The sequence below is a fragment of the Paenibacillus sp. GM2FR genome, from assembly GCF_002803325.1.
Taxonomy (GTDB): domain Bacteria; phylum Bacillota; class Bacilli; order Paenibacillales; family Paenibacillaceae; genus Paenibacillus_AQ; species Paenibacillus_AQ lautus.
Genome location: NZ_MKZM01000008.1, coordinates 1,611,624 through 1,637,446, shown reverse-complemented (window position 1 = coordinate 1,637,446; position 25,823 = coordinate 1,611,624). Strand labels below are relative to the sequence as shown.

Sequence of the window (25,823 nt, the reverse complement as noted above, 5' to 3'; positions counted from 1 at the left end):
ACCCTTAGAAGTTCCACCTACCCACCACCATTCCTCCGTATGTATGTAAAAATATTCAATATGGTTATGGATCAATCCTGCCTATATTTGAGAATACCGCATTCAAAAAAAACGTTCCCTCATCGGCTAATCATCCGCGTTTTTCTAGTATTGCCCAACACCATAAAGGTTGGTAGAATATAACAGTTATACTATCGCACATACATAAGGAGAGGAACACAATGACAGTTCAACAACAAGCAGCTAAGGATTCCATGATCGAATGGCTGGCAAATGAACAAGAGCTCGGCCATAAGCCCAGCAAAATCGAATTAGCGGGAGAATTTGATCTCCACGACATGCATTATTATATTTTCAAATATAAGAAGACCCTGTTTGGCAAATGGCTGGTCGGCGTTTACGGCGGTTATGAAAGTCCGTCAGACACCGAGCATTGTGGACATGTATTCAGTGAGATGCAGCCCTATCATCCTTCCACCGCGGAACAGGAAGCTGTAGCCATGGTTAACATGATTCGTGAGTATTGGATGAAGCAGGCTGCACAATATGAGGCAGGGGAAGCTTCAGAGGATAACACGTTGGATTCCAATGAATCATCCGGGATATTTAATGGCTTCATTCTGTTGAACTCCCCGGAATGCGACCTGGAACAGATCAAAGCAAATCTTCTGCACGATTGGAATATTTCCTCTTCCCCGGAGGATGGCAGCTCCGGAGAGGAAAAAGAAGGAATTCTGGTCTTTGAGTCAGACGGCTGCATGATCGCGGTCAGCTTCGTTGATGCTCCGGTACCGGATGGCGAGGCTGAGCATTACGCGCAAGGCAACTACCTGTGGCCAGAGGCTGTGGAGGTAACCAAAACCCATGTCAGCCAGCTTATTCTGGCGGTGTTTTCGCGAGCTGCCTCCCCGCTTGATAGCGGCAGGGTGTACACCAAGCTGGCGGCGAGCTGTTTGAAGCTGCCTAATGCCGTCGGACTCTATTCATCCGGCACGGTATTTCAGCCTGAGCTCTTTGTGGAAATGGCTGAAACCATGAAATCCGACGATCTATTTCCGCTGTTAAATCTGGTATACTTCGGGCTAGTTCGCACGGAATCCGGAGTCAATGGATATACATATGGGCTCAGAGCCTTTGGTAAAGACGAGATCGAAGTGCTGGACAGCCAGGTGACACCTGCCGAGCTTCGTGAATTCCTTATGGATATTTCTTTATACATCGTTGAACAGAACGTCACACTAAGAGACGGGGAAACCATTGGCTTTTCGGCGGAGCAGAAGCTGCCGATTATGCGTTCCGAGGGTGTCTATCTGGATGGTGACACGCTTAAAATCAAGTTCTGATTCCATGTGATCTTCTCCAATAAAAAGGCTCTCCAAGTCATTCAATTAACTTGGAGAGCTTTTCACACTCCACAGCCCGTAAACTTACCGTAACATTCCATGTTGCTTACGGTTGCTGCAAACGGCTTCACATAAAAAAGCCCCCCTGTCAGAAGGGAGGCTTTTTTCGCGGTTATGAGAATAGCATTACGCCTGGATAAACAGGCTGAATTCCTGGCCGTTTTTGATCGGCTCCTGTGCCATGGTGTAGCCGTGTTTTACGACTTCCTCCGGCACGTTGCGAAATGCGGAAGGACAGTCCGAAATGACCTGAAGCGTTTGTCCTTTTTTCATATCACGGAGCGTTTCGAGTGTGTAGATGACCGGGTATGGACAAGATTCCCCCCGGAGGTCCAGTGTGAAATCAACGGACATGGGTTGCATCCCCTTTCTTGAATCCTACGCCGAAGCGGTAGTTTTTTTGCCAGTATGCGGCGACAGCGAATCCGCCACCGAGTACGAGCAGCGTAACAATCAATGCAGCCGCCGGACCCATGACGGTGATCAGGTTAATAGGCGAGCCACTCTTCACGAGAAGGTTAAATACCCCCATATGATCCCATGCATATGCCAAAGCGGTTGCACCTATAATGTTGCCGATAAACACGGGTAAAAAGACAACTTGTCCCTCCATCAGCCGGTACATCATGCCGGTTTCGCAACCGCCGGCCATGACAATACCCAGGCCGAAGAGCAATCCGCCTATAAAGGTGCTTGGGGCGGCAATTTTTGTAATCGGGTCCAGACCGTATACAAGAATTACGATAAGCGTAGCGACGGAGCTGACTGCCATGCCGACGGCAATCGCTTTTGTCATCGAGGCCCGGCCGCTGATCCACAGATCGCGGAAAGCGGAAGTAAAGCAGATCTGCCCCCGTTCGATCAGGATGCCGAATGCCGCTCCGAAAAGGGCGGCTGTCGCCAGCATCGTGCGGCCAGTTACATAGAAGTATACGATCAGCGCGATGTACGCAAGACCTAACACAGCCCCTAGTAGAGGTTGCCTGTTCTTACCCGATTTAACGGACGGCACGGTACCGCCCATTTTTAGAACGGGCTTCCCTTTCCACCACCTTGTGTTAACCAGCCGAGCACCCAAGAATGTGCCCGCGCCAGTAGCAACGATGAAGATCCAGGAATGAAGGGAGAATTGAGGCACGCCGGTAAAAAAGGCTGCCAGATTGCAGCCCAGAGCCAGCCGGGCTCCAAAGCCCGCGATGATTCCGCCGACAAATCCCTGAACGTACCGCCGTTTCTGTCTCGGCATTCGGATCTTGAAATTGCTGCTCAGCAGAATCGTAATGAGGGCTCCGATAAACATGCCCCATACGATCCACCCGTCGGTCCGCGTCCATGTCGTTCCGTCCATATGGACGAGTTCGAAATACGCCCAATCCGATATATCCACCCCGGTGAATTCCAGAATATGCCCTCCGAGGCGAGTAAACTCACCGGTTACCGCCCATACCGTATGGGTGATTCCGAAGTAGACCGCGCTGAGAATACCGGCCAGAGCCATAACGAGATAAGGACTCCAGTAGCTTCCGAACCATGTTGAATATAACTTTTTCACTTGCTCAATAACTCCTCTTCCGCTAAAATCACGATTCTAATCTATGGTAAAACCACAAATTCCATTTTACTATAAAAACTTCAATGCGGGGATGAAATTTGTTCATGATCTTACATCGTAATAACAAAAAAAGCCGCGATGATTCGCGACTTCCTATGCGTGTATGTTCATGTTCTCCGAGCTTATTCATGTTCAAAGCGGCGGGTTCTCTACTCCCATTTGTATCCACCCTTCCTTTGAAGGACCATATACCGCAGGGATATTCAATCCCGCTTGACGCATCAGGACGGTAACCTGTCCTCGATGATGAGCGATGTGCTTAATCAATCCCATAAAAATGGTAGCATTGGATTCCTGACGTCCAAAGGCATTTTGAAATTGTTTTAAAGTCTCATCCGTCCATTGTTCTTCAAGAGCTGTTTCTACATTAGAACTTATTCTTCTAAAAGTCTCGGCGATTTGGTTCGCAGAGGGTACTTCAGCAGAATCTTGTACCTGATCGACGACAAGCCCGAATTCAGTCAAGTATTCAGGGGTATTCGTTACGAAATGCCATGCAATTCTTCCCAGATTCCTGCCTTCTGGGTATACTTGCTGCAGTAATGATTCATCCGTTAAACTGTCTAACACCCTTTGTGTTAATTCTGCTTCTCTTTTCCATTCTGTAATAAAATCTGAAACGGTTATATACATGATTGGTTCATCCCTTCTTAAGAAACTCGTTCAATATTTGATGGTAATCGTTAATTCTACATCTTCCCTCCCCATTGAAATTGGATGTAAGAAATTCATCCTTAACTCCATCCTATCTGCTAATAGTGACAAGGATTGTCATAGTTATATTTTTTAAACCTCCAAGCCCGATACACGGCCTTCCGCCCCTATGCCCTCATTGCATTTGCTCGGGATTATCGTCATGATTACCTTGACCGACATGAATTCAGGGGCGATTCGCAAAAAACTCGTTTAACCGAAGCCATGAATAAGTTTGGAAGTATCCTCCATACTAGTGAAGAACCACACAATACAACCAAGGAGGAACCATGATGCTCGACAATCTGGAAAGCGACTATGACTGCGCGAAAGCCAGCGACGATCTCCATCGGCTCAAACAGGAGCTTACCGCTCTGCGGGAACAGGGTGCTGAAGACAAGGAAACACAGGAACAACTCAACCGACTGGAGAATCAAATCTCCTTCATTATGAACAAATGCGATATTAACCATTAACGTTCAATCCAATCTCTCTTCGAGATCTGCAATGATCTCGCCATGAACTCCCTCCATGATTTAAAAAACCCGTATCCGTGAAGGATACGAGTTTTTTTTAGTTTCGATTGGTTAACCTCCGCGGTTATATAGGTTCGCAACAAACGCATACACAGACGGACTGTATAATAGTTAAGTAACCGGGTTGTCCCCCCCCTACGGAATCGTTCTCGAAAAAAATAAATAATGAAACCGAACCTTTTTTTGATAGAGAGACAATATAGTGTGTAAGCTTACCCAGGAGGGCCCTCTGAATGCAAAGTGAATATATGTACCAATTGCTCAAACAAATGAAGGATGGTGATCAACAGGCGTTTCATACGATGTACGATGCCACCTATCAGGACGTCTACCGGACCGTTTCCTTTCTGGTGGATCATCAGCAGGATCGGGAAGATGTCATGAATGAGATTTATATGCAAATGTGGACGTCGCTTGCCAATTACGATACGAATCGACCTTTCCGTTTCTGGCTGCACGGCTTGGTCATCCGTCAAGTGCAGAGATTTCGGGTCAAGCGCTGGCGGAGATTCCGAATTTTTGAACGCATCCGTGCCTTCTCACGGGAAGAGTCGCATTGGGATCAACCTTCTGTGTTGATGGACGGCTCGAATCAAATGATATCGCAGGCCATCCAGAAACTGACTGATAAACAGCGAACGGTGATTATCCTCCGCTTTTTTCACGACTATACGTTGGAGGAAATCGCGACCGTACTCGACATCCCGCTGGGCACAGTCAAGTCCAGATATCATGCAGGCATCCAGGCGCTTCGAAAAAACATATGGAATCTCCCCCCGGAAAGGATGGAAAAGATCAATGACTATTGAACGCAATATCCGTGAACATCTGCGCAAAGAAGCAGAGACGTTGGATTGCCCGCCGGCAATTTCCAACCGAATAGCACGATCCTATTCACAATATGTGCAACAAAAAAGGAGCGGGAAACCTATGAAAAAACGATTAATAGCTGGAATTGTTGCGACTGCGATTTTGATTCCAACCGCAGCATTTGCTGCCCCTACGCTGATTGAAATGCTGACTAGAACCCCGATGACTGCTGAACAAGTCAAGACGGATGAGGTTGGCAAAGCCACACTTGAGAAGCTGTATCGTGCTTTTCCTGAAACCAAATCGTTTGAGATTATCGAGGCAAGCAACGTCCAAGGTGTCCAAACAAGCATCATCCTCCAGGAAAAAGGGGGAATCGGCAAAAAAATCACCCTTCATACAAACAGTACGACGGGTGAGATTGAACACGTGATTCAAGAGAATTGGGAGCCTAAGGAGAAGCCACTCACGGCTTTAACCGATCGGGAGATCAAAGCGAAGGTTGATGATCTCTTGGATAAAATGTATGGCAACATCGAAGCGTATGAGTTTGCTTCGGAGCAATTGGAGAACCCGGATCAGAAAACGTTGATGTTGAATTACACCCATAAGGGATCAAAAACACCGTTCTACCAGGTTATGGTGCAGAGTAATTCAATCAGTGTTTCTCTCATTGGAGGAGAGACTGCTTCTTCAAACGGTAAAGTGGAAGGTTTCTTCACTACAAATGGTAAGCCCGATTATTTTGCAGACGCCTTTTTAAATGATGATAAACTCTTTTCTTTACTTAATATGAATCCAACCGAATTAAAACAAGAATTAGCAAAAGGTAAATCTGTAGTGGAGATTGCAGCAACTAAACATGTCTCGAAGCAGCAAGTTGTGGATGTCATTGCAGAAACACAGGTTGATTTGCAAATCCAAGCTGAAGCTGATGGCGAAGTTCCTAACAACAACCTTTCAAAAGAACAAATGTTAAAAGCTATCGAACCAAAAGTATTGCAAGTCATTGAATACAAAACAGTAACGCCATCGAAGAAATAACTTTTTGATCCAACAAAAAGCCGGATTCCTTAAAGAAGGAAAACCCGGCTTTTTAATATGAATCCGTTCACTTCGTATATTTTCGTTAAAGGACTGGCCCCCCTTATACTTCTTTCATAAACTCTCTAAATTTTTCAGCGATTTCTTTGAATTTGGTATGATGCAGATAATGTTCTCCTTCAAGTGGAATTACTTTTCCATGGTCAGAATCCTTGACTTGACCTTCATGCAACGGAATCCAGGTTGGAAAGTCTGGATTATCCGCTTGTACAAAGAGTAGAAGTGGAAGGTCTTTAGGGAATGTTAAGCCTTGAGCCTCTTTAAAATTGGAAGAGATATGGTCCATCTCACTTAACATCGTGGAACTATTCGAGTTTTTATTCGACAGCATTTTCATCTGCTCTACGGTGTGATCATCAAATGCGAGGTCAGCATAGGGATCGCCACCAAATTTGACCGCCAATCTTTGGAGACCTGATTTTTTAAGAAATGCAAACGTTTTTAGCGGGAATTTAACATCCATACCCGGTTGTGTTGGAACACTGCTATCGATGCCGACAAATGCAGTGACCTCGCTCGGATATTTGTTCACATAATCAATGCCGTAAATGCCTGCAATCGAGTGGCCCATGAGCATATATCGGTTAATGTTAAGTTGCTGTAGCGCTTCATGAACTTCACTTACGATATTCTCTATGGTTCGTTCTTTTTCAGTTCCATCACTTAATCCATAACCTAAAGGCTCAACCGCCACAACTTTGTAATATGGAGATAGCTCATCAATGAGCAGCTTAAAATCAAGCGCTGGTGCAGCTGTTCCATAACCTGGAAGAAGCACGATCGTTTCCTTACCTTCGCCTTGAATGAACACATTCATATTTTTCCCGTCTACAGACACGTGCTGGCCGTAAGGCTCTATTCGTTTCGCCTCGGAATGACTGCTGATCACATTGGTGATATAAACAATACCTAGAAAAAGAACAATGGCGATAACGATTGCTCCTATGATTTTAAGTAAAACACTTCGTACTTTCTTTGATTTCGTCCCATTCCTCGTCGTCATTTTCTCTGTTTGTGTCACGCTCATCTTCTCCTGTCCTGATCTGTCTATTAGGCTTCCTCCATGCGCCGCTAATGGAATCTTAACCAATGAAGATGTACTCCCCGTGACGTCAATATGAACGGAGTATGAACTGGCATAAAAAACTACGGTCTCACATGCAAGGAAGTTTGCACATGAGCCGTAGCTGTGAGAATACGAAGTAGACAATTGGAATTTTACTATGAATCTATTGAATCTGACGGCATTGTCAATGGCAATGTGACAATGACGGCTATAAAAAATCTGCTATGGGTTAAGGAGCGTCGCTGCATCGCGTAACAAATATTCCGCAGCTTCGGCGGAGATATGATTCCCTTTTTGTGCATGGACTTCTGAAATGAAACTGCTTAGGTTTTGTTTTTGCAATTTTTTCAGCAGACTGTTAGCAATTCCTTTGTTGTTAATTATGCCCTTGTCTGCAAAACGTTGAACCAGTTCCTCAAGAGCAGCATAACTTGTTTTTACTTGAAAATCTACGGATTGCGTCGATGAATTCCCTGCTGCATCCATAGCTTTTACCGTAAACGTATGTGTACCCAGCTCAAGTTTGTATAAAGGAATATCCATTAGATCCGTTAGTGCTTTTCCATCCAACATGACTTCGGTTTTTGCTTGGTCGACGCCTGACAGCGTGTCTGCCACTTCAAATTCGGGTTGAAACACACCCGTGTTGAATTCAGATGTTACCACTTGATTTATCGTAATCTCCGGAGCTGTCCAATCCACCGTAATATGGCTGGAGGCCTCAAAATCACCGTCGTCCGTCGTGGCCGTGATGACTGCCCTTCCTTCCCCTACGGCAGTTACGATTCCATGATTGTCTACCGTTGCCACCTGGACTTGATTCGTGCTCCATGTCATATTCTTATTGGTTGCATGATCAGGCATAACCGTTGCATGGAGCTCTACGCTGCGGCCGGAAGAGGTATTAAACACAAGCTCTGGTCTATCAATCATAATTCCAGTAACGGGTACGTTATCAGAGATATGCTCAACGATGAGTTCATTTAACGCAATGTTCCCCCAGATCCGATTCCCGTCATTAACCTTTAATCGAAGTTTATAGGCGTTTACCGTTGGAAAAGAAACGCTCTGGTGTTCTTTGGTGCTGTCGTTAAGCTCCCATTCAACCGATGCGTCGGATAATGCCGTCACCCACCGGCTTCCGTCGTAATACTCTACATCAAAATTTGTAATGCCTTGGCCGATTCCGAAAAATGTGACCAATGTAACCTTGTTGACCGGAACCTTATGATTGCCGTAATCAAGGGTAATATAACCAGGAAAACTCACATCTCCACTACTTCCCCATGCAGAGTTCAAATTGTTGTCGATGATATCAGTAATGGTGCCTGCTCCTGTAGCAAAGGTTGTGGTTACCATATCTTTGGACAGTTCAGGATTGTTATACAATTCAAGTTCGTTCAGTGCGATTCGCCCCGATTGGCCGGCTCCGTCATGGACCTTCAATCTGATTTGAGAGAATCGAGTCAGTGGAAATTCCACGGATTTGATCTCATCCGCGCCCGTGTTCAGATCCCAAGTGAGATTGATGTTCGTGCGTAAGGGAATCCATGCCGAACCATTGCTGTATTCAAGATCAAAGTTCGTAATCCCCCTTTCTTTTCCGTATCTAGTATTTAACTTCAATTGGTTGGCCATAAGCGTTTGACTGCCATAATCGAGCGTGATATCGTTCGGAAATGCTGGCGCAGCATCGGTTTCCCATGCCGTGTCATAATCATTATCAATAATGTTTTCGACCGGTCCTGTTGATGACGTTTGAAATGTCGTACTTGCAACAGCATGCGTAGCTAGATTGTCAACAGGTGTGCTGGCTGGCCGTTTCGGAACGATGACGATCGGATCTGGCATATTCCCGGCTGGTGGCACACCGCCCTCGTATTCGTGGGCACCGATATCGGGAGCACCATTATATAACGGGTTGCCGAAATAATCCCTTCCTCCGTTATCTTTTATGCGAATGCCTGCCCCTAGGAGTGGTGAATCCGCTTGCAATTGGTACCCATTCACCGTACCCATGCCATTGCCACCGCTTCCAGGATCAACGAATCTCGGATCGTCCGTGATTTTATGTGCATCGGCCTGCACCAATGTGTTTCCTCCGTAATATGCATTGTAGTCAAATGTTTGACCCGTCAAGTCCCATCCCTTATCACCGACGCTGTAGTACACATTATTATAGTTATGAATGTTGCGCGGAGCACCCGAAGCCTTGGTGAAGTAATCGCTCATGACCGGGTTGCCTGACGATTTTCCTACGTAAATCGTATTATTGTAGTTATAGACATGATCAATGGATCCGCTGTATCGGAATATACTTTTCCTGTCGTTTTGGCTTATGTTGTATCTGACGATGGTATTGATTGTGTAGTACGTGTCGTTTACGAACAGCATGAAGCCGCCAGCGTTATCATGACTGTAATTGTACTGAACCAACGAACCGATGTTTCCTGCATCCACGTCGAAGCCATGCCCGTCTTCCGCGCCGTTCACACTGGCAAACGATTCGTTGAATTGAACGAGATTATTGTCCGCATACGCCCACCAAATGGAAGCATTGGTTGCCAGATACGTAGCTTGTTGGACGGTGTTGCGCTCGACCACCGCTCCATCGGTGACATTCCATGCGATCCCGCCTGTTGCAGCTCTAATGACGGTATTATTGGATATTTTCACATGGGTAGACGGCGTCCATGGCCCGTATGGTTTAGGTACCCATGGCCATAAATCACCCATTCCATACCGCAAGATACAGTTGGAACCTATATAAATTCCATAGGCATCCACATCCGTCAGTATATTTCCGTCAATGAGAATATCGTTAAATGCGCTGGGTGTAGTCGACCCAACCGAATCAAAAATGATGCCCCCGGAGCGTGTGGTATATGATCCATCAACATCATGGATGTTCATGTTTTTGATATGGATGTGGTTCAATAAACCTGCTTCCTCATTTAAAATATAAACACCCCGTCTTTGGCCCCGCGGATTCTCCCAATCTCGATCAAAAGGCAGCGGCGAGCTGTTTGTCACCTCCAGGTTGTTGATTTCCCAGTACTCCTGGTTTTTCAAAAAAACGGCTTCCAGTTCGGACGTAATCCCTGCGATTAATGGTTTGCTACCGGAACCGTACATATCGATAATAATCGGATGTTCGCTTGAACCTGAACCTTTAGGCCACAGCCTGCCGTTCCAGCTCTCCCCAGCTTTAAACAAGATTTTGTCGCCTGGGGCAAAGGTAGTTGCGTTAACTTTATCTAACGATCTCCATGCAGCGTCTTGACTTGTGCCGTTATTCCCGTCATCTCCTCCTGTGCTGTCCACATAATAAGTGGTTCCGGCTGCAGAAGCAGTCGACGGTGAAACGGTAACCCAATTGCAAACGAAAGATAAAATCGAAACCATACAGATAAGCTTTTTGAAAAACGATTGGCGCAATCAACTTCATTCCTTTCATTTTTATTTATGTAAATGCCAAATTGGCGGTTACATTTGGAATTTTCTGTACAGCTCCTCATTCAATACAACCTGCGCATCGGTTACCCGCTCACGTATGTATTCCTCGTATTTGTTATCGATAAAGTCCTTTAACACTTGTTCTCGAATTTCGTCAAATGCCAGATACTTGGAACCCTTCTGACCTTTCTCCATGCATTGGATTAGATAGAAGTGGCCGTTCTCTTCAACAATTTCGCTAACCTCTCCTGGACGAAGGTTGGCTGAAGCTTGAGCTACCGGACTTCTGGCGTTGTGCCTGTAGCTGTCCAAGTTATATAACTGCTCCGAAACCTGGTCAGCTTGATTGATGTCCTTGGCTGCTTGCTCAAATGAAATCCCGGATGAAATTTTCTCCCTGGCAATCTCCATCTTTTTTTTCTCCTGCGTCTTAAGAAGTGGATCGACATTCCGACTTGCATCAAGAAAGGATAACGATAATTGTCGTACCTTCACCGTTGCGGGGGCATCGTAAAGCCGGCTCTTATTCGCCTCGTAAAACGTAATCAGCTGTTGTTCATTCGGCTTCCAGTCATGATCCATCAGCTGGTTTTTGACCGATAAGGTTGTATTTCCCATCACATATTCAAAATAAGTTTCCTCCGTATATTGAGCGGGTCCGAAAACAACCTGATGATTCTTGATTGCTTTTTGCCTTCTCTCGTTTTCAAGGTTGAAGTTGTGTACAAAACCGTCGTAACTGATATCGGAAAGCACTCCCTGCTCTTTGGCAAGGATCTGTCGAATTTTAAGATTCATGCTATCTTCCAGCGCCTTCTTTTTGATCAACTCAAGCGGGATTTCATTTCCGTATGGCGTGGACCAAAATGCGGCCGACTGGGCAGCATCATATTTTTCATGGAAATAGTTGATAATTCCAGCTCTATTGGCTTGAATGGCTCTTTGAAATTCGCTTATATGAATCTCTACACCGTCAACTGTCGCGATATAGGTGTCTTCATGATGTGTTTGTGTAAATTCAGGCTTTGCGATAAAAATGATAATCGCGATGATCAAGATTAAGAATCCGACTATGTTCAGCCATTTCAGTCTGCAAAATTTATGTACCATCAAACCCATCAGCACCTTCGTCATTAGGATTTTTTAATGAACACGATCCTACCTAGACCACTGCAAATTTATGTATAATTCATTATAATTTCCATAAGAAAGCGCTATCAATTTCTCCTTTTTTACATTCCTTTCACTTTCTTTACTTGTTCCCACGCATAAAAAAAAGCGACAGAGGATTCATTCCTCTGCCGCCTTCTCTTTCGTACTTTCCGTTTTCTTAATCGCAGCCATGCGGCTCACAACCGGATCATGACACCATTTCCGCTTGTCCGATGACCATGAAGTTGAAGCCCGACATCCATTCCATTATCCGCTTCTGCTCTCGTTCTTGAATTTCATGATGGACCAGACAACCAATAACAGCAGAACGGACAGGCATACACTGATGCTGACCCGATTCTGTCCATCTATGAGGAAAAGAACCGTGATTACCGAAAGGCAAAGCGCAGTAATCCCAGTCACATAAGGGAAACCCCACACCTTGAAGCTGGGCTGCATCGGATATGCTTTGCGAAGCTTCAGCTGCGAGAAACAAATGCAGATCCATACCAGCACCACAACGAAGCCCGGAACCGCCATCAAGATCCGAAACAACTGGTCTTGCGCGATCAGTCCCAGCAGGGAGCCCGCCAAAAGAATGATCGCGCAAAGTTTCAGCGTATTAAGCGGAATGCCTTTGCTCGTGGTCTTGGCCAGGCTCCGGGGAGCCTCCCCTGCGGCTGCCATGGAATAAATCATGCGCGTCGCACCATAGATGCCGGAGTTGGCTGCCGACAGCACGGCCGTTACCAATATGAAATTCATAATATGGGCCGTGCCCTGCAATCCCGTAGCGGATAACACCTGAACGAAAGGACTTGCCTCTCCTCCCAGTTGGTTCCACGGAATCAATCCGCATATGATCAGGATGGGCAGTGTAAAGAACAAAATCACCCTTAAAATAAAGTTGCGCACGACTTTAGGCAGGATTTTCTCCGCATTTTCGGTTTCGGTTAATGTGAGACCGATCAGCTCTGAACCTCCATACGAAAAGGTAACGACAAGCAGAGCCGAGAATATGGCGAACCACCCATTTGGCAAAAATCCGCCGTGAGCGGTGAAATTTTGAAGATACGGGGTGTCCGAACTTGGAATAATGCCAAACATAAGAAAACTTCCCAATACAATAAAACTAATTATCATGGCGATTTTGATCCCGGCAAGCCAGAATTCCACTTCGCCAAAACTTCCAACACTCATCATATTGATTAAAATAATGAGCGCCGCGCTTGCAAGGCTCAGCAGCCACAGCGGAACCTCCGGAAACCAGTATTGCAGAAAGCTGCCTGCCGCAATCACTTCAATTACGCATACTGACAGCCACATGAAACAATACATCCAGCCCATGACAAAAGAAACCCGTTTTCCAAAGGCTTCCCGAACAAAATCTTTCATATTGCGGCCCGGATATACCGTTGCCATTTCCGTCATGGCTCCCATAACGACCAGAAGAAGCAGTCCTGCAAAGATATAAGAGAAAATAACGCCCGGACCGGCGAGACTGATCGTCTCCGCACTTCCCTTAAATATGCCGGTGCCGATTACACCGCCCATCGCCATAAAGCTGATATGCCTTGGCCTCAATTTCTTCTGTAATGAAACTTCATCTTGTTTTGCCATTCACATATCCTCCTGATGACTTTCAAATTAACCTATTGATAAGTATAACCTTTTCGGCTAAGGAAACAACTTAAGAAATTCGCAATCAAATAAGGAAGCAGGTATAGCTCTAATCCCCCTTATTCTTAAACAAACGGTAAATAGGTTGTTATCAGGAGCGGACAATAAAGAGCCCGGATTGGTCCCAGGCTCTTTATTCCTTCGTTATGATTACCGCTTAGCCCATGCTATCAATGCGGAAGAGCACTTCATCGTAAAATCATCATCGCATTACATTCACTGCTTCCCCGTCGAGACGATTCGGACATTACTGATTTTGGACATGTTGCCGGAAGTATCGTACGAAACGATAAAATATTGATACGTTGTATTCGGCGTCAAGCCGCTATCCTTATAATCCGTCGTGTTCGACGTTCCAATAACGCTATTATTCCGATAAACCTTATACTCCGCAATTCCCGTATTATCAATAGATGGAATCCATTTCAGTTCCACGGATGAATCGGATACGGCTACCGCTTCTTCGATGGTTGGCTGCATCGGCGCTTCGGTGTCCGCGATGGTCGGTGACCACCAGTTACCCGAAACGACAATCATGCTTAGAAGACGCAGCGTATTCCCAAAGTAGACGTCATCGTTCGTGGAGATGGAGGCATTGTGGTCCCATAATCGGTTAAGCCACGCTTGATTGGCCGGATTTATCATGGCGCTAACCATCATCGGCGCAGAAAATGATGTATCCGTATAATCCACGAGTGCTTTGGACCCGTCCAGCTTGTATCCTCCATATATTTTGCTTGGATCATCCCCGGTCGCTTGGCGAATCCAAGACGTCATTTTATTGAGCTGCTCCTTGGCACGAGTTTCCCCAGTCATAAGAGCATCCGTGCCGATCCGCCAAGGAATACGCGAAGAGTTATAGCTGAAGTCTCCATCTGTTTCAGACTCGAGGAATTCCGGATCTGCCGGTGCATAGCTGCCGTTTTTCTTCTCCACAAAGTCGGGCAGCAGCCCCGCATTCGGACTGTACTTTTTGTATACTTCTTCGCTAATGGAATAGGTTTTGTCGATGACCCGGTCCCAATTGGCGTCTCCGCTCGCGTTTTTAAAGTCTTTCACATGCTGAAGCATAAAATCGGAAGGACGCGTAGCACTGCCATATTTAGCATCGTTGTCGCTCACCCAATCCGCAAGCTTCAACGTCCACTCAGCGTGATTGACATCGCTCTTCATGATCGCGTCGATTACTTTTTTGGCTTCGGCCAAGTAATTGATCTCACCATCGCTTCCCCACTGGCGATCCGCAAGGAGCAAAGCGTATGCGATATCCATATCACCATCCGTGGCCGAATCAACACCGCCGACATTCACGACGGCCTGACCTGTATCGCCCTGCTTCCAAGCCATAAGGTCCGGGTTGATCTTGCTCGGATGTGCTCTGAAATAACGATATAACCCGTCAAAATAAGCCTTGGCCTTAGGATCATGGCCCGCCATATGTGCGGTGATTAGCATCCCGTATCCGTGCGCTTCCGAAACGGTCATCGGTTGATACTTGACTTTAAGCTCCTCGTCATATTCTTCTTGGAACCAGTCCCCGTCGGCATACCAGACGTAGTACTGATCCGGCTCCGAAGATTGAAGATACGGCTTCTTTTTCAAGTATTTCTGCTTCCATTCATCATACAGCCGAGCAACGGTCGCATCCAGCTGCGCTTGTTGCAGATGATTGGGCTTGATCGAGCCGGCGGTGTAAGCCGTATGCTGCGGGAACCGCTTGTAAGGCCCGGTGCCTTGCGAAGAAGGCATCGTTTTCAAGCGGATTTCTGCAGACGGCAGCGATTCGACTCCTCCCGCGGAGACGGCCGTCACCTTGTACCGATATTCCGTGTCGGGCGTCAGCCCGGTATCGATATACGTTATTTCCTTGGTTGTTCCAACATGACGATCGTTGCGGTAAATATGATACCGATCCGGTGCCTTGCCGGAAGGCGCTCTCCAGGTCAGGTCAATTTGGAAAGGAGACACGCCTTTGCCCGCCAAACCATCCACAGCAGATGGAGGCTCATTCCCCTCGGCATGATCCGACGTGCTTACCGTGACTGGACTGGAATTGTCTCTTCTGCCAACAGATTTGATCACCAGATTATATTGGATATCCGGATTTAATTTGTCGATGACGGCACTGTACTGCGACGTTCCCGACTTCACGGGCACATAGAGGCTCCAATGCTTGCTGATCTTGTCATCCTTTTCGTAAATACGGAATCCTCTTACCTGCTCTTTGCTGGAAGAAGGTGTCTTCCAGGTCAACGTAGCCTTGGTACCTTGGAGTTTAACCTGAGCTCCCTCCACCGGATCCGGTTTGGTGTCAGTTCGTTTGATGCCGTAATGATCGTATACCTTCAGCCCATTTTTTCCGTATCCGCTCTTTCCTTCATCTTCAATAGCGGCCGTATAGGCATCGAATTTCAGAATTTGATCCGAAACCGACACATCCGTAAACATTTTTTTCTTCGGCTGGTTGTTAATTGCCGCGAAGTAATCGTCATACGGTTCGTTCTTGTAATAGAATTTGTTTCCAAATGCATTGGACATCAGATACACCGTTCCTTGAGGATTGACGACGTTGCCAGCTTCGTCTTTTTCCAGTTTTTTCGGATCGATGACCTTGTCCCCATACATTTGGAAGGAACGCATGTACATATGATCGTGAGCCTCGAACACCATATCGATGCCAAGCTCGTCAAAAACAGGAATCAGATTTTTTCTGTAAAATTCAACGCGATCTCCTTCCCATTGAGCGGAATTATCGCCGGCTGCATAAGGCGCTTTGTGAAGCGTGACGAACTTCCATTTCTTGTCGGTCTTCGCCACCGTGTTCCGCATCCAATCAATCTGGTTCCAAAACTGTTCGTGCTGATCATCATCCCAGTCGACGGAGCCGTCTTCGTTCAGCTTGCCGTTAAATTGCGAGTTGTAGACCATGTAAAGCGCATCGCCGTATTCAAAAGAATAAACCGAGCCGTCATGTGTTGCATCCACCACTTTCCGTGGCAGATTGAAATGGTTGTAAAAGTTGTTATTCGGCGTCGTGGCGTCCCCGTCCCAATCCGACACTTCGTGTCCGCCCAGTACGGGTACAAATGGCACTTTCATCAGATGCTCCTGCGCGAGCCCAAGCATCCACTGCCACTGCTCTTCCAAGTCGCCATTATCGACCAGATCGCCGGCATTGATCAGAAATTTGGGGTTGCCAATATGTTCGTAGGCTTTCTTAAAGGTATCTGCCCATGGTTCAAAGCCTGATTTGCTCGAGGCCTGAGAGTCGGCTCCCACGATAAAGCGATAAGGCTGCGGTGTCGCCGTATCAGTTTTAAACGATCCAACGGAGCTCCATATCGAACCATCGCCTACCCGGAATACATAATCGGTTCCCGGCTTTAATCCATTCGCGCTTGCTTTATGGCTGAAAAACGTTTTCTTCTTTCCGATTGTTCTGTCACTCTTGGTCATATAAGTCGAAATTTCTTCCGAAGATCCGGTGAATTCAAGAACCCCCTCTTTCGGAAACAGGTTTCCGGTTCCCGTTGATTCGGCAACCTGGACTTTGGTTCCGGCCGGCGTATCCGTGTACCAAGCGAAAGCCATGCTCGTCCTTGGATCGCCGTTCAAGGTCATGTTAATGAGTTTCGGCGAAGAGACGGTACCTACAGTCGTAAAACTCCACTCGATATTTCGAATCAGGGGGGAGCCGTCTTTTCCTTGGACCGCGGTTTGGGGAATGGTAACCCTGTAGCTTTTCCCTTGACCTAAACCTCCATGCCCCATGCGTAAGGTCGTTTGGTTTATAACTTCGACGGCAAGACTTGGAACAGCCTGATTCTGGCCATCCCGTACCGTGATGTCCTGTTTGGCCGTTAACGTGATCGGTTTGTTGAACTTCACCTCAATCGGCGTCGTCACGGATACCTTTTCCGCACCTTGTTCCGGAACATAAGATAAGTCGATGGTAGGCTGTTCAGGCGTTGTTCCGGATATCGGTTCCCCGGTTACGCGAATGTTCCGAATCTTACTGGAACCTCCCGATCCTATGCCTTTCGGATTATCTTTGGGGTTGGCTGGCTTATTGGAGTTAACCACCCAACGGATATACAGCATTTGCTTATCGTCTGCATTCGGCAGGGGGATGTTACGGAGTATGCAGGATTGATTCGGACAATTGTAACTTGAAACCATATTCATCTGAACAGTGCCTCCCGGTACGTCCGTCCATACCGTTCGGTCGGTGCTTACCTGTACTTTGAAATCGTTAGGAGCGGAACCCGAAGAGCTTTGCTCCGAGGATAGTTTGACATTCTTGTAGGCTGAAGTAGAAACCATGGCCAACCAATATTTCTTGCCCTGGCCATTGTCCCAGCCCTGATAGCTGATGTCTTGGGCTTTGCTGTCGTAGTATTCGAAATATCCTCCGACCTGTTGGAGGATGGAGGAAGACATGTTTTGTCCTCCGGTTGCAGGATGGATGCCTCCTTCTCCCTTGTTCTTGAAGACCCATTCAGCGATTAAGGCCTCGGCCGCTTTCCCCGGTCCATCGGAGGCTAGCTCGGGCTTGGACGTCACGGAGTCGGCATAGGAATTTGCCGGCAATGTCCAGGGGATCAACAATAATGCTAAAAACAATAAGACCATCCGCTGTGGATTCCTTCCTCTTTTCTTCTTGATTCGCATGCTTTGCAACCCCTTTCCCGTTCAACATGAACGGCTTGGCTTGAGGATTCAATTCAATCCCACCTTCTTGAATATATCCCATGTTTTCTCTGGATTCTCGCTGGATCTTATCTAAAAATGGCCATTTTCAACATATATTGCTGTTATTTTGATTAACAATTCAAACGGCTTCGGGTACAATGAGGACATCATGACCTAGCTGGATTCCGTGAGAGGTGATATGACATCAACTTTTTTTGCTCCGATCCCTTTTATATCAGTCGAGAGAGCAAATCCCGGTCAAGCATTCCTTCACTCCACTATCACGACGCTTATGAAATTTTGTATATTGTCTCGGGCGAACTGCATTATTGTATTGGAAGCCAGCCGTTTCAGCTCGTGGGCGGTTCCATGCTGCTCATTCGCAAGAATGACGGGCACCGTCTGATCAATCCTAACGGGGCCCCATTTGAAAGAGTAACGCTGCTCTTTCAAGAGGAATTTTTAGGCGGGTTATTAACCGAGGATTCGTCTTTTCATCCCCTCTCCCCATTCCAGGCAGGTTCCGGTTCCGTCCGGTTAAAAGGCCAGGAGCAGGGGTATGTCGAAGGGATTTTTGCGAAGATGGCCGCCGAATCGGCAAACGGATTCCCAGAGTCGAATTTCTATCTCAAAATCCTGCTGTCCGAGCTTTTGGTGTTCATCCACCGCATTCTAAACAGTGGTCGTCAATACATAACTGTCTCAACCAACCAGGTTCATCAGCGCATCTCCCATATTGCCCACTTTATCAATCACCACTACGATCAGCGCCTGACATTAGAGGAACTCACCAGCCGATTCCATGTAAGTCCCTCCCATCTTAGTCGAACCTTCAAGGAATCAACGGGATTTACCCTGATCGAGTATGTGAATAACGTAAGGATCAAGCAAGCATGTCATTTGTTGAAAGAATCCAATTTGCAGGTTTCCGATATCGCCGAAAGCGTCGGCTTCGAGAATTCTACCCATTTCGGCCGCACGTTTAAAAGCATAATCGGTCTCTCTCCTCTGAAATTTCGTAAAAATCATCAGACGAATATACGGCCGTAAAGCAACAAAGAGCCTGAATTCCTTCTAGGGAATTCGGCTCTTTGTCCTATAACTCTTCCTCACCGCTTTGACCATTCACATGATGAGGCAGCAAATGACACAACCTACACGCACTTATAGTTTACATAATATTTATTACGTAACTATCAGTTTCCGGGGTACAATTCATGGATTTTGGATACCAGATCTACTGAATTGGTATGGAACGCTTCGTTTGAATCCGTCCAGGCCGATTTCAGAAAGTAAGAGGCATGAAACCGCCATCCCTGATGATCCGGATTAAAATCCAGTTGAACCTCGCGCCCCGGCCTTCCGCGGTACACCCTAGAACCCGGCTTGCGCCAACTGCCAATTCGGGTGATCCTGTCCGGATTCTGGCCCGTAATATATGTAAAGCGGTCGTTATATGGAATGTCCTTCAAATAAAACTTTGGGCATCCCACAGCAAATACATGGATTCCTCGAAAGTCAAAATTCTCCTCCAAATATAGCCCAACCTTATAAGCAATAACGCCTCCGGCGCTGTGACCGATCAGGATCAGTTGATCTGCATCTGCTGCATGCTTGCGGAGGATCTGCCCTGCGTTCACTACCCGACGAGAGTACTCTCGAACCACGTCATAACCGACTTGAGTAAGCTGCCGGGCTAGTAAACGGATTAATGCGGAACCCGCTATGCCGTTTGCCATCCCATACGGAAAAATCACCACTATTTTGGCATCGGGATATCGAAGGGCGATTTCGCTTGCAGCGTCTTCAAAATTATTCCGATAGGTGAGGATGCCGGCAAAAAAGCAAACCACCGTTCGGCACTTTATTGAACATGTGCTATAGGAGGATACGAACGCCTCTGTCATGACTTCACAGTCCACCTCCAAAAAAGTGTTCCATTCTTACGTTGTAATCATATGAAGAAACCCCCATGATAACAACGCAATTCCTATCTGCATTGTAGCATGAGGGTCCTCATATTTCATTTTTAGTTCACCTTATTTTTTTGCAGCCAGCCATTGGGACAGCACATTAATTTCGTCTTCCGTCAGCTTGCCTTGGAATGCCGGCATTCCATTGCGTCCATTCGTAATAATACCCGCAATTTCGCCAGCATCATACTTGGACCCTACGTTTTGCAGGCTTGGGAAATTCCCGCCCCCGGCCAAGTCTGTTGCGTGGCAAGCCATGCAGTTGGCATTGTAGAGCGACGTTGCTTCAGCATTGCCGGCATCTCCGCCGGTTGCTCCTTCTTGTGGGGCCTGTCCCCCGTTTTCAGCAGGAGCAGGCTCGGATGTATTGCCGCCGCCGCATGCTACCGCTGCAAAAGCAAAAGTTGTCAAAAGCATAACAAACAGTAACCCTTTTTTGAACATGTCTGAAACTGCCTCCTTTTGTAAAATGCGGGCTACACTAATAGCCCGCCCTTTTTGCTGTACTCCAGAATTCCATCCACGGTGCGATAAGCAAGAGCTCCGACCGTTCCGGTCGGATTATAGCCGCTATTATGCGGGAAAGCGGATGCGCCTACTACAAACAAGTTTTCCATATCCCACATTTGCATGTAATTGTTGACGGCCGAATTGCCAGGGTTCTCTCCCATAATCACCCCGCCGGTATTATGAGTCGATTGGTATGTCGTAATTTCGTAAGGTCCCAGTTCCTTCAGTTTCATTATGTTCTGGCCTCCCATCTCCTGCACGATCTCCGCGCAGCGATCGGACAGATACCTGGCCAACTGGCGGTCCTGCTCTTCGAAATCAAACGTGATTCGAATCAACGGGTCTCCGAATGCGTCCTTATAGGTGGGATCCAAATCCAGATAGTGATGCCGAAATGGCATAGAAGAACCTTGAGAGCCCACGGACAGCACGCTGTTTGCATACTTTAAGGAATTCGCCTTAAACTCTTTTCCCCAACGCGGTGATTCCTCCGGAACCGGATTGTTTTGGATTGGCCTTTGTCCGGTTACCGTATGGGCAATGTTCCCTCCATGAATGAACTTCAAGTCCGAGTGATCAAAATTGTCGCCGTTAAAATCGTCCAAGCTCATTCCCAGGCTTCCCGCACCGGCAAATAAATTGAATTTATCCTCAAAAAATCCGGCGGCGTTCCCTTTGATAACCTGATAGGCATAGTTTTTGCCAATCACACCCGTCCCGCTGGACGAGTCGTATGGTTTGCCGATTTTCGAGAGGAGCATCAAACGGGTATTGTTAAATACATACCCCGTAGATACTACGATATCCGCCGGCTGTTCGATTTCCTCTCCGGTCGTTAGGTCCGTGTACATGACACCCGTTGCCTTACCGCCCTTATGCAGAATTCTTCTAACATAAGAATGGGTACGGATTTCGAATTTCCCGGTTTTTTTCGCAACAGGAATCACGGTAACGACAGGGTCCGCTTTCGCTCCGTATTCGCAGCCAAAGCGCTCGCAGTATCCGCAATACTGGCAGGCCGCTCTGGAAATGCCATCCGGGTTCGTGTAGCTTTCCGACAGATTGGCTGAAGGCACCGTATAGGGGTTGAGCTTCAGATTTTTCGCCGCTTCTGCAAACATCTTCATAGATGGCGTGTGGAGCATAGGCGGGGTCGGGTAAGGATTCGAACGTTTCCCTGCCATGGGATTTTCCTCGCCGGAGATACCGGTCGTTTTCTCAAACTTATCAAAAAACGGCTCGAGCTGATCGTAGGTGATACCCCAGTCCTGGATTGTCATTTCCGGCGGTATTTTATCTTTCCCATATCGTTCTTCCGTCATGCTCCGGATTTTAAAATCGTAGGGCAGGAAACGGAACGTTTGCCCGTTCCAATGGACGCCGGCCCCTCCGAGCCCCTCCCCTAACAGGAACGAACCATACTGCCTCATCGGAAGCGCACGTATTTTTTCGGTGCTCCGAAAAGTAATCGTTTCTTTGGAGAGGTCCTGCATCAAATCGTACCGAAGCGCGTAACGGAGCTCATCATGAGCCATGTAATAGTCTTCCGTTACCCTTTCTTTCCCTCTTTCTAATCCGACAACGGATAATCCCTTCTTGGTCAATTCCGAAGCGATAATCCCGCCAGCCCAGCCGACGCCGATAATGACAACATCCGTTTTCGGTAATTTTTTGGCCATATCTGTACTCCTTTCGCTATATATGAGCGGTTATAGGTGATCCTTTAAGCTCTTCGGCGGGATCACGGTGAAATCTTTATCAATGATGTTGGTATAAGCCATTTGGTTACCCGGATATTGACGCATGACCCAGCCCTGCATGTTTTTATTGCCGCCGTACAGCGGATCACTGTATACCCCTTCCAATGTGCTGCTGCGCAGCAGGTTAAAGAACCCGCTGGCTGAGATCGTTGTCAATTTGACCTCATCGTTCTGAAAGGCAGTTAACACGGCATCCTGTTCCTCTGGCGCCAGGCTCGGGAAATCTTTTTGATACTTTTTTTGGCTGTAGTTCTGAATCTCGCGGAGACCAATGTAGAATATCTCACGTCGTCTTAATCGACCCTGATAGCCTTGCGTTTTCTCTCCAACATAGAAAGGGGGCTGCATATAATCTCTTGCATTGAAGCCCCAATCACCGGCCAACTGATGGTCGATGAAGAATGCCGCACCCAGCTCTTTGGCGCCCGGACCATTCTCATCCGCAGGAAAAATGCGCTCTACGGCTGCTTCCGTGATCCTGTATTGTTCCTGGTTAAAAAACATTAAGGCTTGGTTGTAGTTGTTTTCATTCTGCTCAGGCGCCGGCGCTGCAGGCGGGGTTTCCCGCTTCGGCAGCAGATAACCGAGCACACCGCCCAGCACGACCCCTCCCACGGCATAACCGGAGTTTCTCAGAAACTTCCGCCGTGACATGGTCTGCGAGCTGCCAGGCTTCGATGGTTTGGTTTGTTGTTCGTCTTGTTCGCTCAAACTCTCTGCACCCCTACTCTTCTTCATTTTTGAATAATGGGTATTGTCCCCATCAAAATTTCATTCATACATTATTCTCCATCCGGGCATGATAAAATTACTAACCGATATGGAGGCGAATGCTCATGAATCAATTGTGGAGCAGGTGGAAAGGCCCGATTTTGGGCTCGGCACTGCTTCTTTCTTTAACAGCCTGCTTAAATCAAACCGACGACAATCAACAAAATGCACAATCCATGGAGCAGCGTAATGCCGATGCCGTGCACTTGCACAGTACCGATGTCATCCCAAGCTATCATGGGCCGAAAACCGAAACGACCAATGTCCATGGCAATACCACAAGCGGTATGGGTATGTCCGTGTACAGCATGATCGGTTCATCCAGCCTGCATGAGGGCGGTGTCTCTTCCCATGTACAGTCAAGACTTGCAGGTCTAGGCATTGATGGGGTGAAAGCTTTTGTCCTTAATGACACGATTGTTCTGGCACGCGCAGAATCACAGGTTTCGTCCAACCACTATGACAACATGCAGCAAAAGGTGTTAAGTCAGACAGAAGGAATGTCAGGCAAAGGCGAGCCGGATGAAGGCGTAAGCGGGGCAAAGATTGCGGACAACGATAATATGTCGCAAGCCAAAGAGCAAGTGAAGAGCATGTTTAATGAAGAAGTGCAAATTCTAACGGTAACGAATCCGCAAGCTCCTGCGCTGATCGACCGAATTGCCTCGAAGCTGCATGATGCACCGCGCGACGAGTCGATAGCCAGAGATATTTCAGAACTGCTTCGGATGGCTTCGGATACAAAATAGGGTAAAGGAGTTGATCATATGCCTTTAGGAAACATCGGCGTGACAGGGCTGATCCTCATTTTGTTGATCGCCTTAATTATTTTCGGTCCTTCGAAGCTGCCTGAACTGGGCCGTGCCTTCGGTCGAACACTGAGCGAGTTCAAAAACTCAACACGTGAACTGGTTTCAAGCGAAGATATCCAGGATGGAGATAAATTGAAATGACCCCGCACGAGCAGGGACACGAACAGGAGCAGCATATAATAGAGCACATAACAGAGCTCCGCAAGCGGATTCTCATCACACTGGGCACCTTTTTGGTAGCCCTTTGTGCCGCTTTTCTATATGTCGAACCGCTGTATGAAATGCTGACTCGCGACGTGGAGGGTCAGCTTCAAGTGCTGGGACCGACGGACGTGATTTGGGTATACTTCATGATTGCAGGGGTTATAGCTCTTGCGGTGACGATGCCTGTTGCCGGATTTCAGGTATGGCGATTCGTTGTACCCGGCTTGAGTACCATTGAGCGGCGTGCTTCACTGGCGTATATCCCCGCAATCGGTGCCCTTTTTCTATTGGGCTTGGCCTTTGGCTACTTTGTCATTTATCCCATGGTCCTGTCCTTCCTGGATTCGCTGTCGCACCATTTCATAACAGCATATACCGCCGAGAGATACTTCCGTTTTATGGTGCACATGACCGTACCGTTCGGTGTGCTGTTCGAGATGCCCGTTGTCATCATGTTCTTGACCTCGATTGGCATTCTGAACCCGCTCCGCTTAGCTAAAATGCGGAAAATCGCCTATTTGCTGCTGACGATAGCAGCCGTTACCATTACACCGCCGGATATCGTGTCGGACATCCTCGTTATTGTGCCCCTGTTCCTTCTATATGAGATTAGCGTTGGATTGTCTCGCATTGTATATCACAAAAGGCAGACCAAGCTGGAATTGATAGGCGAATAAAACCCGGTTCACATCAGGGACGCTGCTTACGGATACTAAAAAAAGCTTGGAGATCTGTTTTAGATCCCAAGCTTTAACTATGTGCAGACCTATTTAAATAAACGTTAGAAAATCGTAGGCACCATTCCCCCATCCATCCGGATTGGAGAACCTTTAAACGCGGATGCGTACGGACTGCTTAGGAATGCAGCCAGCCTACCTATTTCGTTAGGCTTGATAAATCGCTGTATTTCGGATTGAGGCAGATTCGTAACCATAAATTCTTTTTCTTTTTCAGCAAAAGTCATATCTTTATCAGGGTACATCCCTTCAATGATTCCGTACACATTCTCAGAGATGGTGGGTCCTGGCATGATCGTATTGACCGTTACTTCCGTTCCAATGGTTAATTTGGACAAACTCTTTGACAAGGATAACAGCATTGATTTTGTCATGCAGTACTGAGGCATTTGTCCGGATGGCATAACGGCTTCTTCGCTTGCTATAAAAATAATCCGCCCATCATCACGCTTCAACATCTGAGGCAAGTAAAATTTAGTTAGTCCATTAGCAGCAAGAACATTCGTACGGAAATATTTCTCCCATACCTCATCATCCACATCCTCATACTGCATAATCTCATAAATCCCCATGTTGTTAACTAAAATATCCACTGTGGGATATTTTTCAAACAGTGCTTCTCTTTGCTTCGAATCCACGATATCGGCGGTAGCATTTTGAGGAGAAGTCGCCGGGAACTTGGACTTGATGTCATTCACGGTTTGCTCGACCTCTTCATGATTTCGTCCATTAATGAGTACATGAACACCTTCTTTAGCTAGTTCAAAGGCAATGGCCTTACCTATTCCTTTTGATGACCCAGTTACTAGAGCCGTTTTATTGTTTAATCCCATATCCATAAAATAATCATTA

At 46.9% G+C, this 25,823-nt stretch carries 21 protein-coding genes; 8 read left to right on the top strand and 13 right to left on the bottom strand.

The features are described 5' to 3' along the window. Positions 1–221: 221 nt before the first annotated feature. Entirely contained in the window at positions 222–1,343 is a 1,122-nt protein-coding gene (locus tag PAEVO_RS07480) for a DUF4261 domain-containing protein (protein WP_100536993.1), read from the top strand. Positions 1,344–1,529: 186 nt separating this feature from the next. Here PAEVO_RS07480 and yedF read toward each other — a convergent pair whose 3' ends face one another. The 3 genes from yedF to PAEVO_RS07465 all read right to left on the bottom strand — a co-directional run bounded on the left by yedF (position 1,530) and on the right by PAEVO_RS07465 (position 3,648). Next, positions 1,530–1,757 (bottom strand): sulfurtransferase-like selenium metabolism protein YedF, encoded by a 228-nt coding sequence (yedF, locus tag PAEVO_RS07475; RefSeq protein WP_100536992.1) that lies wholly within the window; start codon positions 1,755–1,757, stop codon positions 1,530–1,532. After that, a complete protein-coding gene (gene yedE / locus PAEVO_RS07470) occupies positions 1,747–2,901 on the bottom strand; it encodes a selenium metabolism membrane protein YedE/FdhT (protein ID WP_243390856.1) in 1,155 nt (384 codons plus the stop codon). The genes yedF and yedE overlap by 11 nt, the downstream gene beginning before the upstream one ends. Positions 2,902–3,147: 246 nt before the next feature. Further along, positions 3,148–3,648 (bottom strand): DinB family protein, encoded by a 501-nt coding sequence (locus tag PAEVO_RS07465; RefSeq protein ID WP_100536990.1) that lies wholly within the window; start codon positions 3,646–3,648, stop codon positions 3,148–3,150. Between the two features lie 353 nt (positions 3,649–4,001). On the opposite strand from PAEVO_RS07465, the gene PAEVO_RS07460 reads away from it, so the two are divergent. The 3 genes from PAEVO_RS07460 to PAEVO_RS07450 all read left to right on the top strand — a co-directional run bounded on the left by PAEVO_RS07460 (position 4,002) and on the right by PAEVO_RS07450 (position 6,098). Then, positions 4,002–4,184, top strand: coding sequence for a DUF2524 domain-containing protein (locus tag PAEVO_RS07460; RefSeq protein WP_100536989.1), 183 nt, complete (start codon positions 4,002–4,004; stop codon positions 4,182–4,184). 293 nt (positions 4,185–4,477) lie between these two features. Then, positions 4,478–5,053 carry a sigma-70 family RNA polymerase sigma factor gene (locus tag PAEVO_RS07455; RefSeq protein ID WP_100536988.1) on the top strand — a complete coding sequence of 192 codons (576 nt, stop codon included), beginning with the start codon at positions 4,478–4,480 and terminating at the stop codon, positions 5,051–5,053. Then, entirely contained in the window at positions 5,043–6,098 is a 1,056-nt protein-coding gene (locus tag PAEVO_RS07450) for a hypothetical protein (protein WP_207797453.1), read from the top strand. The genes PAEVO_RS07455 and PAEVO_RS07450 overlap by 11 nt, the downstream gene beginning before the upstream one ends. A 103-nt stretch (positions 6,099–6,201) precedes the next feature. Here the strand turns inward: PAEVO_RS07450 and PAEVO_RS07445 are convergent, their stop codons facing one another. The 5 genes from PAEVO_RS07445 to PAEVO_RS07425 form a co-directional block, all read right to left on the bottom strand. Continuing rightward, entirely contained in the window at positions 6,202–7,185 is a 984-nt protein-coding gene (locus PAEVO_RS07445) for an alpha/beta hydrolase (protein WP_481856494.1), read from the bottom strand. Positions 7,186–7,446: 261 nt separating this feature from the next. Then, a complete protein-coding gene (locus tag PAEVO_RS07440) occupies positions 7,447–10,662 on the bottom strand; it encodes a discoidin domain-containing protein (RefSeq protein ID WP_100536986.1) in 3,216 nt (1,071 codons plus the stop codon). Positions 10,663–10,710: 48 nt separating this feature from the next. Next, on the bottom strand, positions 10,711–11,814 hold the full coding sequence (locus tag PAEVO_RS07435; protein WP_243390665.1) for a peptidylprolyl isomerase: 1,104 nt from the start codon (positions 11,812–11,814) through the stop codon (positions 10,711–10,713). A gap of 285 nt (positions 11,815–12,099) precedes the next feature. Beyond that, positions 12,100–13,452, bottom strand: a complete 1,353-nt coding sequence (locus PAEVO_RS07430) for an amino acid permease (protein WP_100536985.1) — start codon at positions 13,450–13,452, stop codon at positions 12,100–12,102. A 276-nt stretch (positions 13,453–13,728) separates the two neighbouring features. After that, on the bottom strand, positions 13,729–18,183 hold the full coding sequence (locus tag PAEVO_RS07425) for a glycosyl hydrolase family 8 (RefSeq protein ID WP_243390664.1): 4,455 nt from the start codon (positions 18,181–18,183) through the stop codon (positions 13,729–13,731). 225 nt (positions 18,184–18,408) lie between these two features. Between PAEVO_RS07425 and PAEVO_RS07420 the strand changes: the two genes are divergently transcribed. Then, a complete protein-coding gene (locus PAEVO_RS07420; protein ID WP_347708125.1) occupies positions 18,409–19,254 on the top strand; it encodes a helix-turn-helix domain-containing protein in 846 nt (281 codons plus the stop codon). Positions 19,255–19,400: 146 nt separating this feature from the next. Here the strand turns inward: PAEVO_RS07420 and PAEVO_RS07415 are convergent, their stop codons facing one another. From PAEVO_RS07415 to PAEVO_RS07400, 4 genes are all read right to left on the bottom strand, one after another. Beyond that, on the bottom strand, positions 19,401–20,111 hold the full coding sequence (locus PAEVO_RS07415) for an alpha/beta hydrolase family protein (protein ID WP_100536983.1): 711 nt from the start codon (positions 20,109–20,111) through the stop codon (positions 19,401–19,403). A gap of 132 nt (positions 20,112–20,243) precedes the next feature. Further along, positions 20,244–20,621 carry a c-type cytochrome gene (locus PAEVO_RS07410; protein ID WP_100536982.1) on the bottom strand — a complete coding sequence of 126 codons (378 nt, stop codon included), beginning with the start codon at positions 20,619–20,621 and terminating at the stop codon, positions 20,244–20,246. A 32-nt stretch (positions 20,622–20,653) separates the two neighbouring features. Further along, on the bottom strand, positions 20,654–22,366 hold the full coding sequence (locus tag PAEVO_RS07405) for a GMC family oxidoreductase (RefSeq protein WP_100536981.1): 1,713 nt from the start codon (positions 22,364–22,366) through the stop codon (positions 20,654–20,656). Positions 22,367–22,396: 30 nt separating this feature from the next. Next, on the bottom strand, positions 22,397–23,158 hold the full coding sequence (locus PAEVO_RS07400; protein ID WP_100536980.1) for a gluconate 2-dehydrogenase subunit 3 family protein: 762 nt from the start codon (positions 23,156–23,158) through the stop codon (positions 22,397–22,399). Positions 23,159–23,283: 125 nt separating this feature from the next. Here PAEVO_RS07400 and PAEVO_RS07395 point away from each other — a divergent pair, with 125 nt between their 5' ends. Genes PAEVO_RS07395 through tatC form a run of 3 tightly spaced genes read left to right on the top strand, consistent with a single transcriptional unit; the run spans position 23,284 to position 24,911 of the window. After that, on the top strand, positions 23,284–23,967 hold the full coding sequence (locus PAEVO_RS07395) for a hypothetical protein (RefSeq protein WP_100536979.1): 684 nt from the start codon (positions 23,284–23,286) through the stop codon (positions 23,965–23,967). An 18-nt stretch (positions 23,968–23,985) separates the two neighbouring features. Further along, the gene (gene tatA, locus PAEVO_RS07390) at positions 23,986–24,171 is read left to right on the top strand and encodes a twin-arginine translocase TatA/TatE family subunit (protein ID WP_100536978.1); all 186 of its coding nucleotides are present in this window, start codon (positions 23,986–23,988) and stop codon (positions 24,169–24,171) included. Further along, positions 24,168–24,911 (top strand): twin-arginine translocase subunit TatC, encoded by a 744-nt coding sequence (gene tatC / locus PAEVO_RS07385; RefSeq protein ID WP_100536977.1) that lies wholly within the window; start codon positions 24,168–24,170, stop codon positions 24,909–24,911. The genes tatA and tatC overlap by 4 nt, the downstream gene beginning before the upstream one ends. A gap of 104 nt (positions 24,912–25,015) precedes the next feature. Here the strand turns inward: tatC and PAEVO_RS07380 are convergent, their stop codons facing one another. Next, positions 25,016–25,810, bottom strand: a complete 795-nt coding sequence (locus PAEVO_RS07380; protein ID WP_100536976.1) for an SDR family NAD(P)-dependent oxidoreductase — start codon at positions 25,808–25,810, stop codon at positions 25,016–25,018. Between the last annotated feature and the right edge of the window lie 13 nt (positions 25,811–25,823).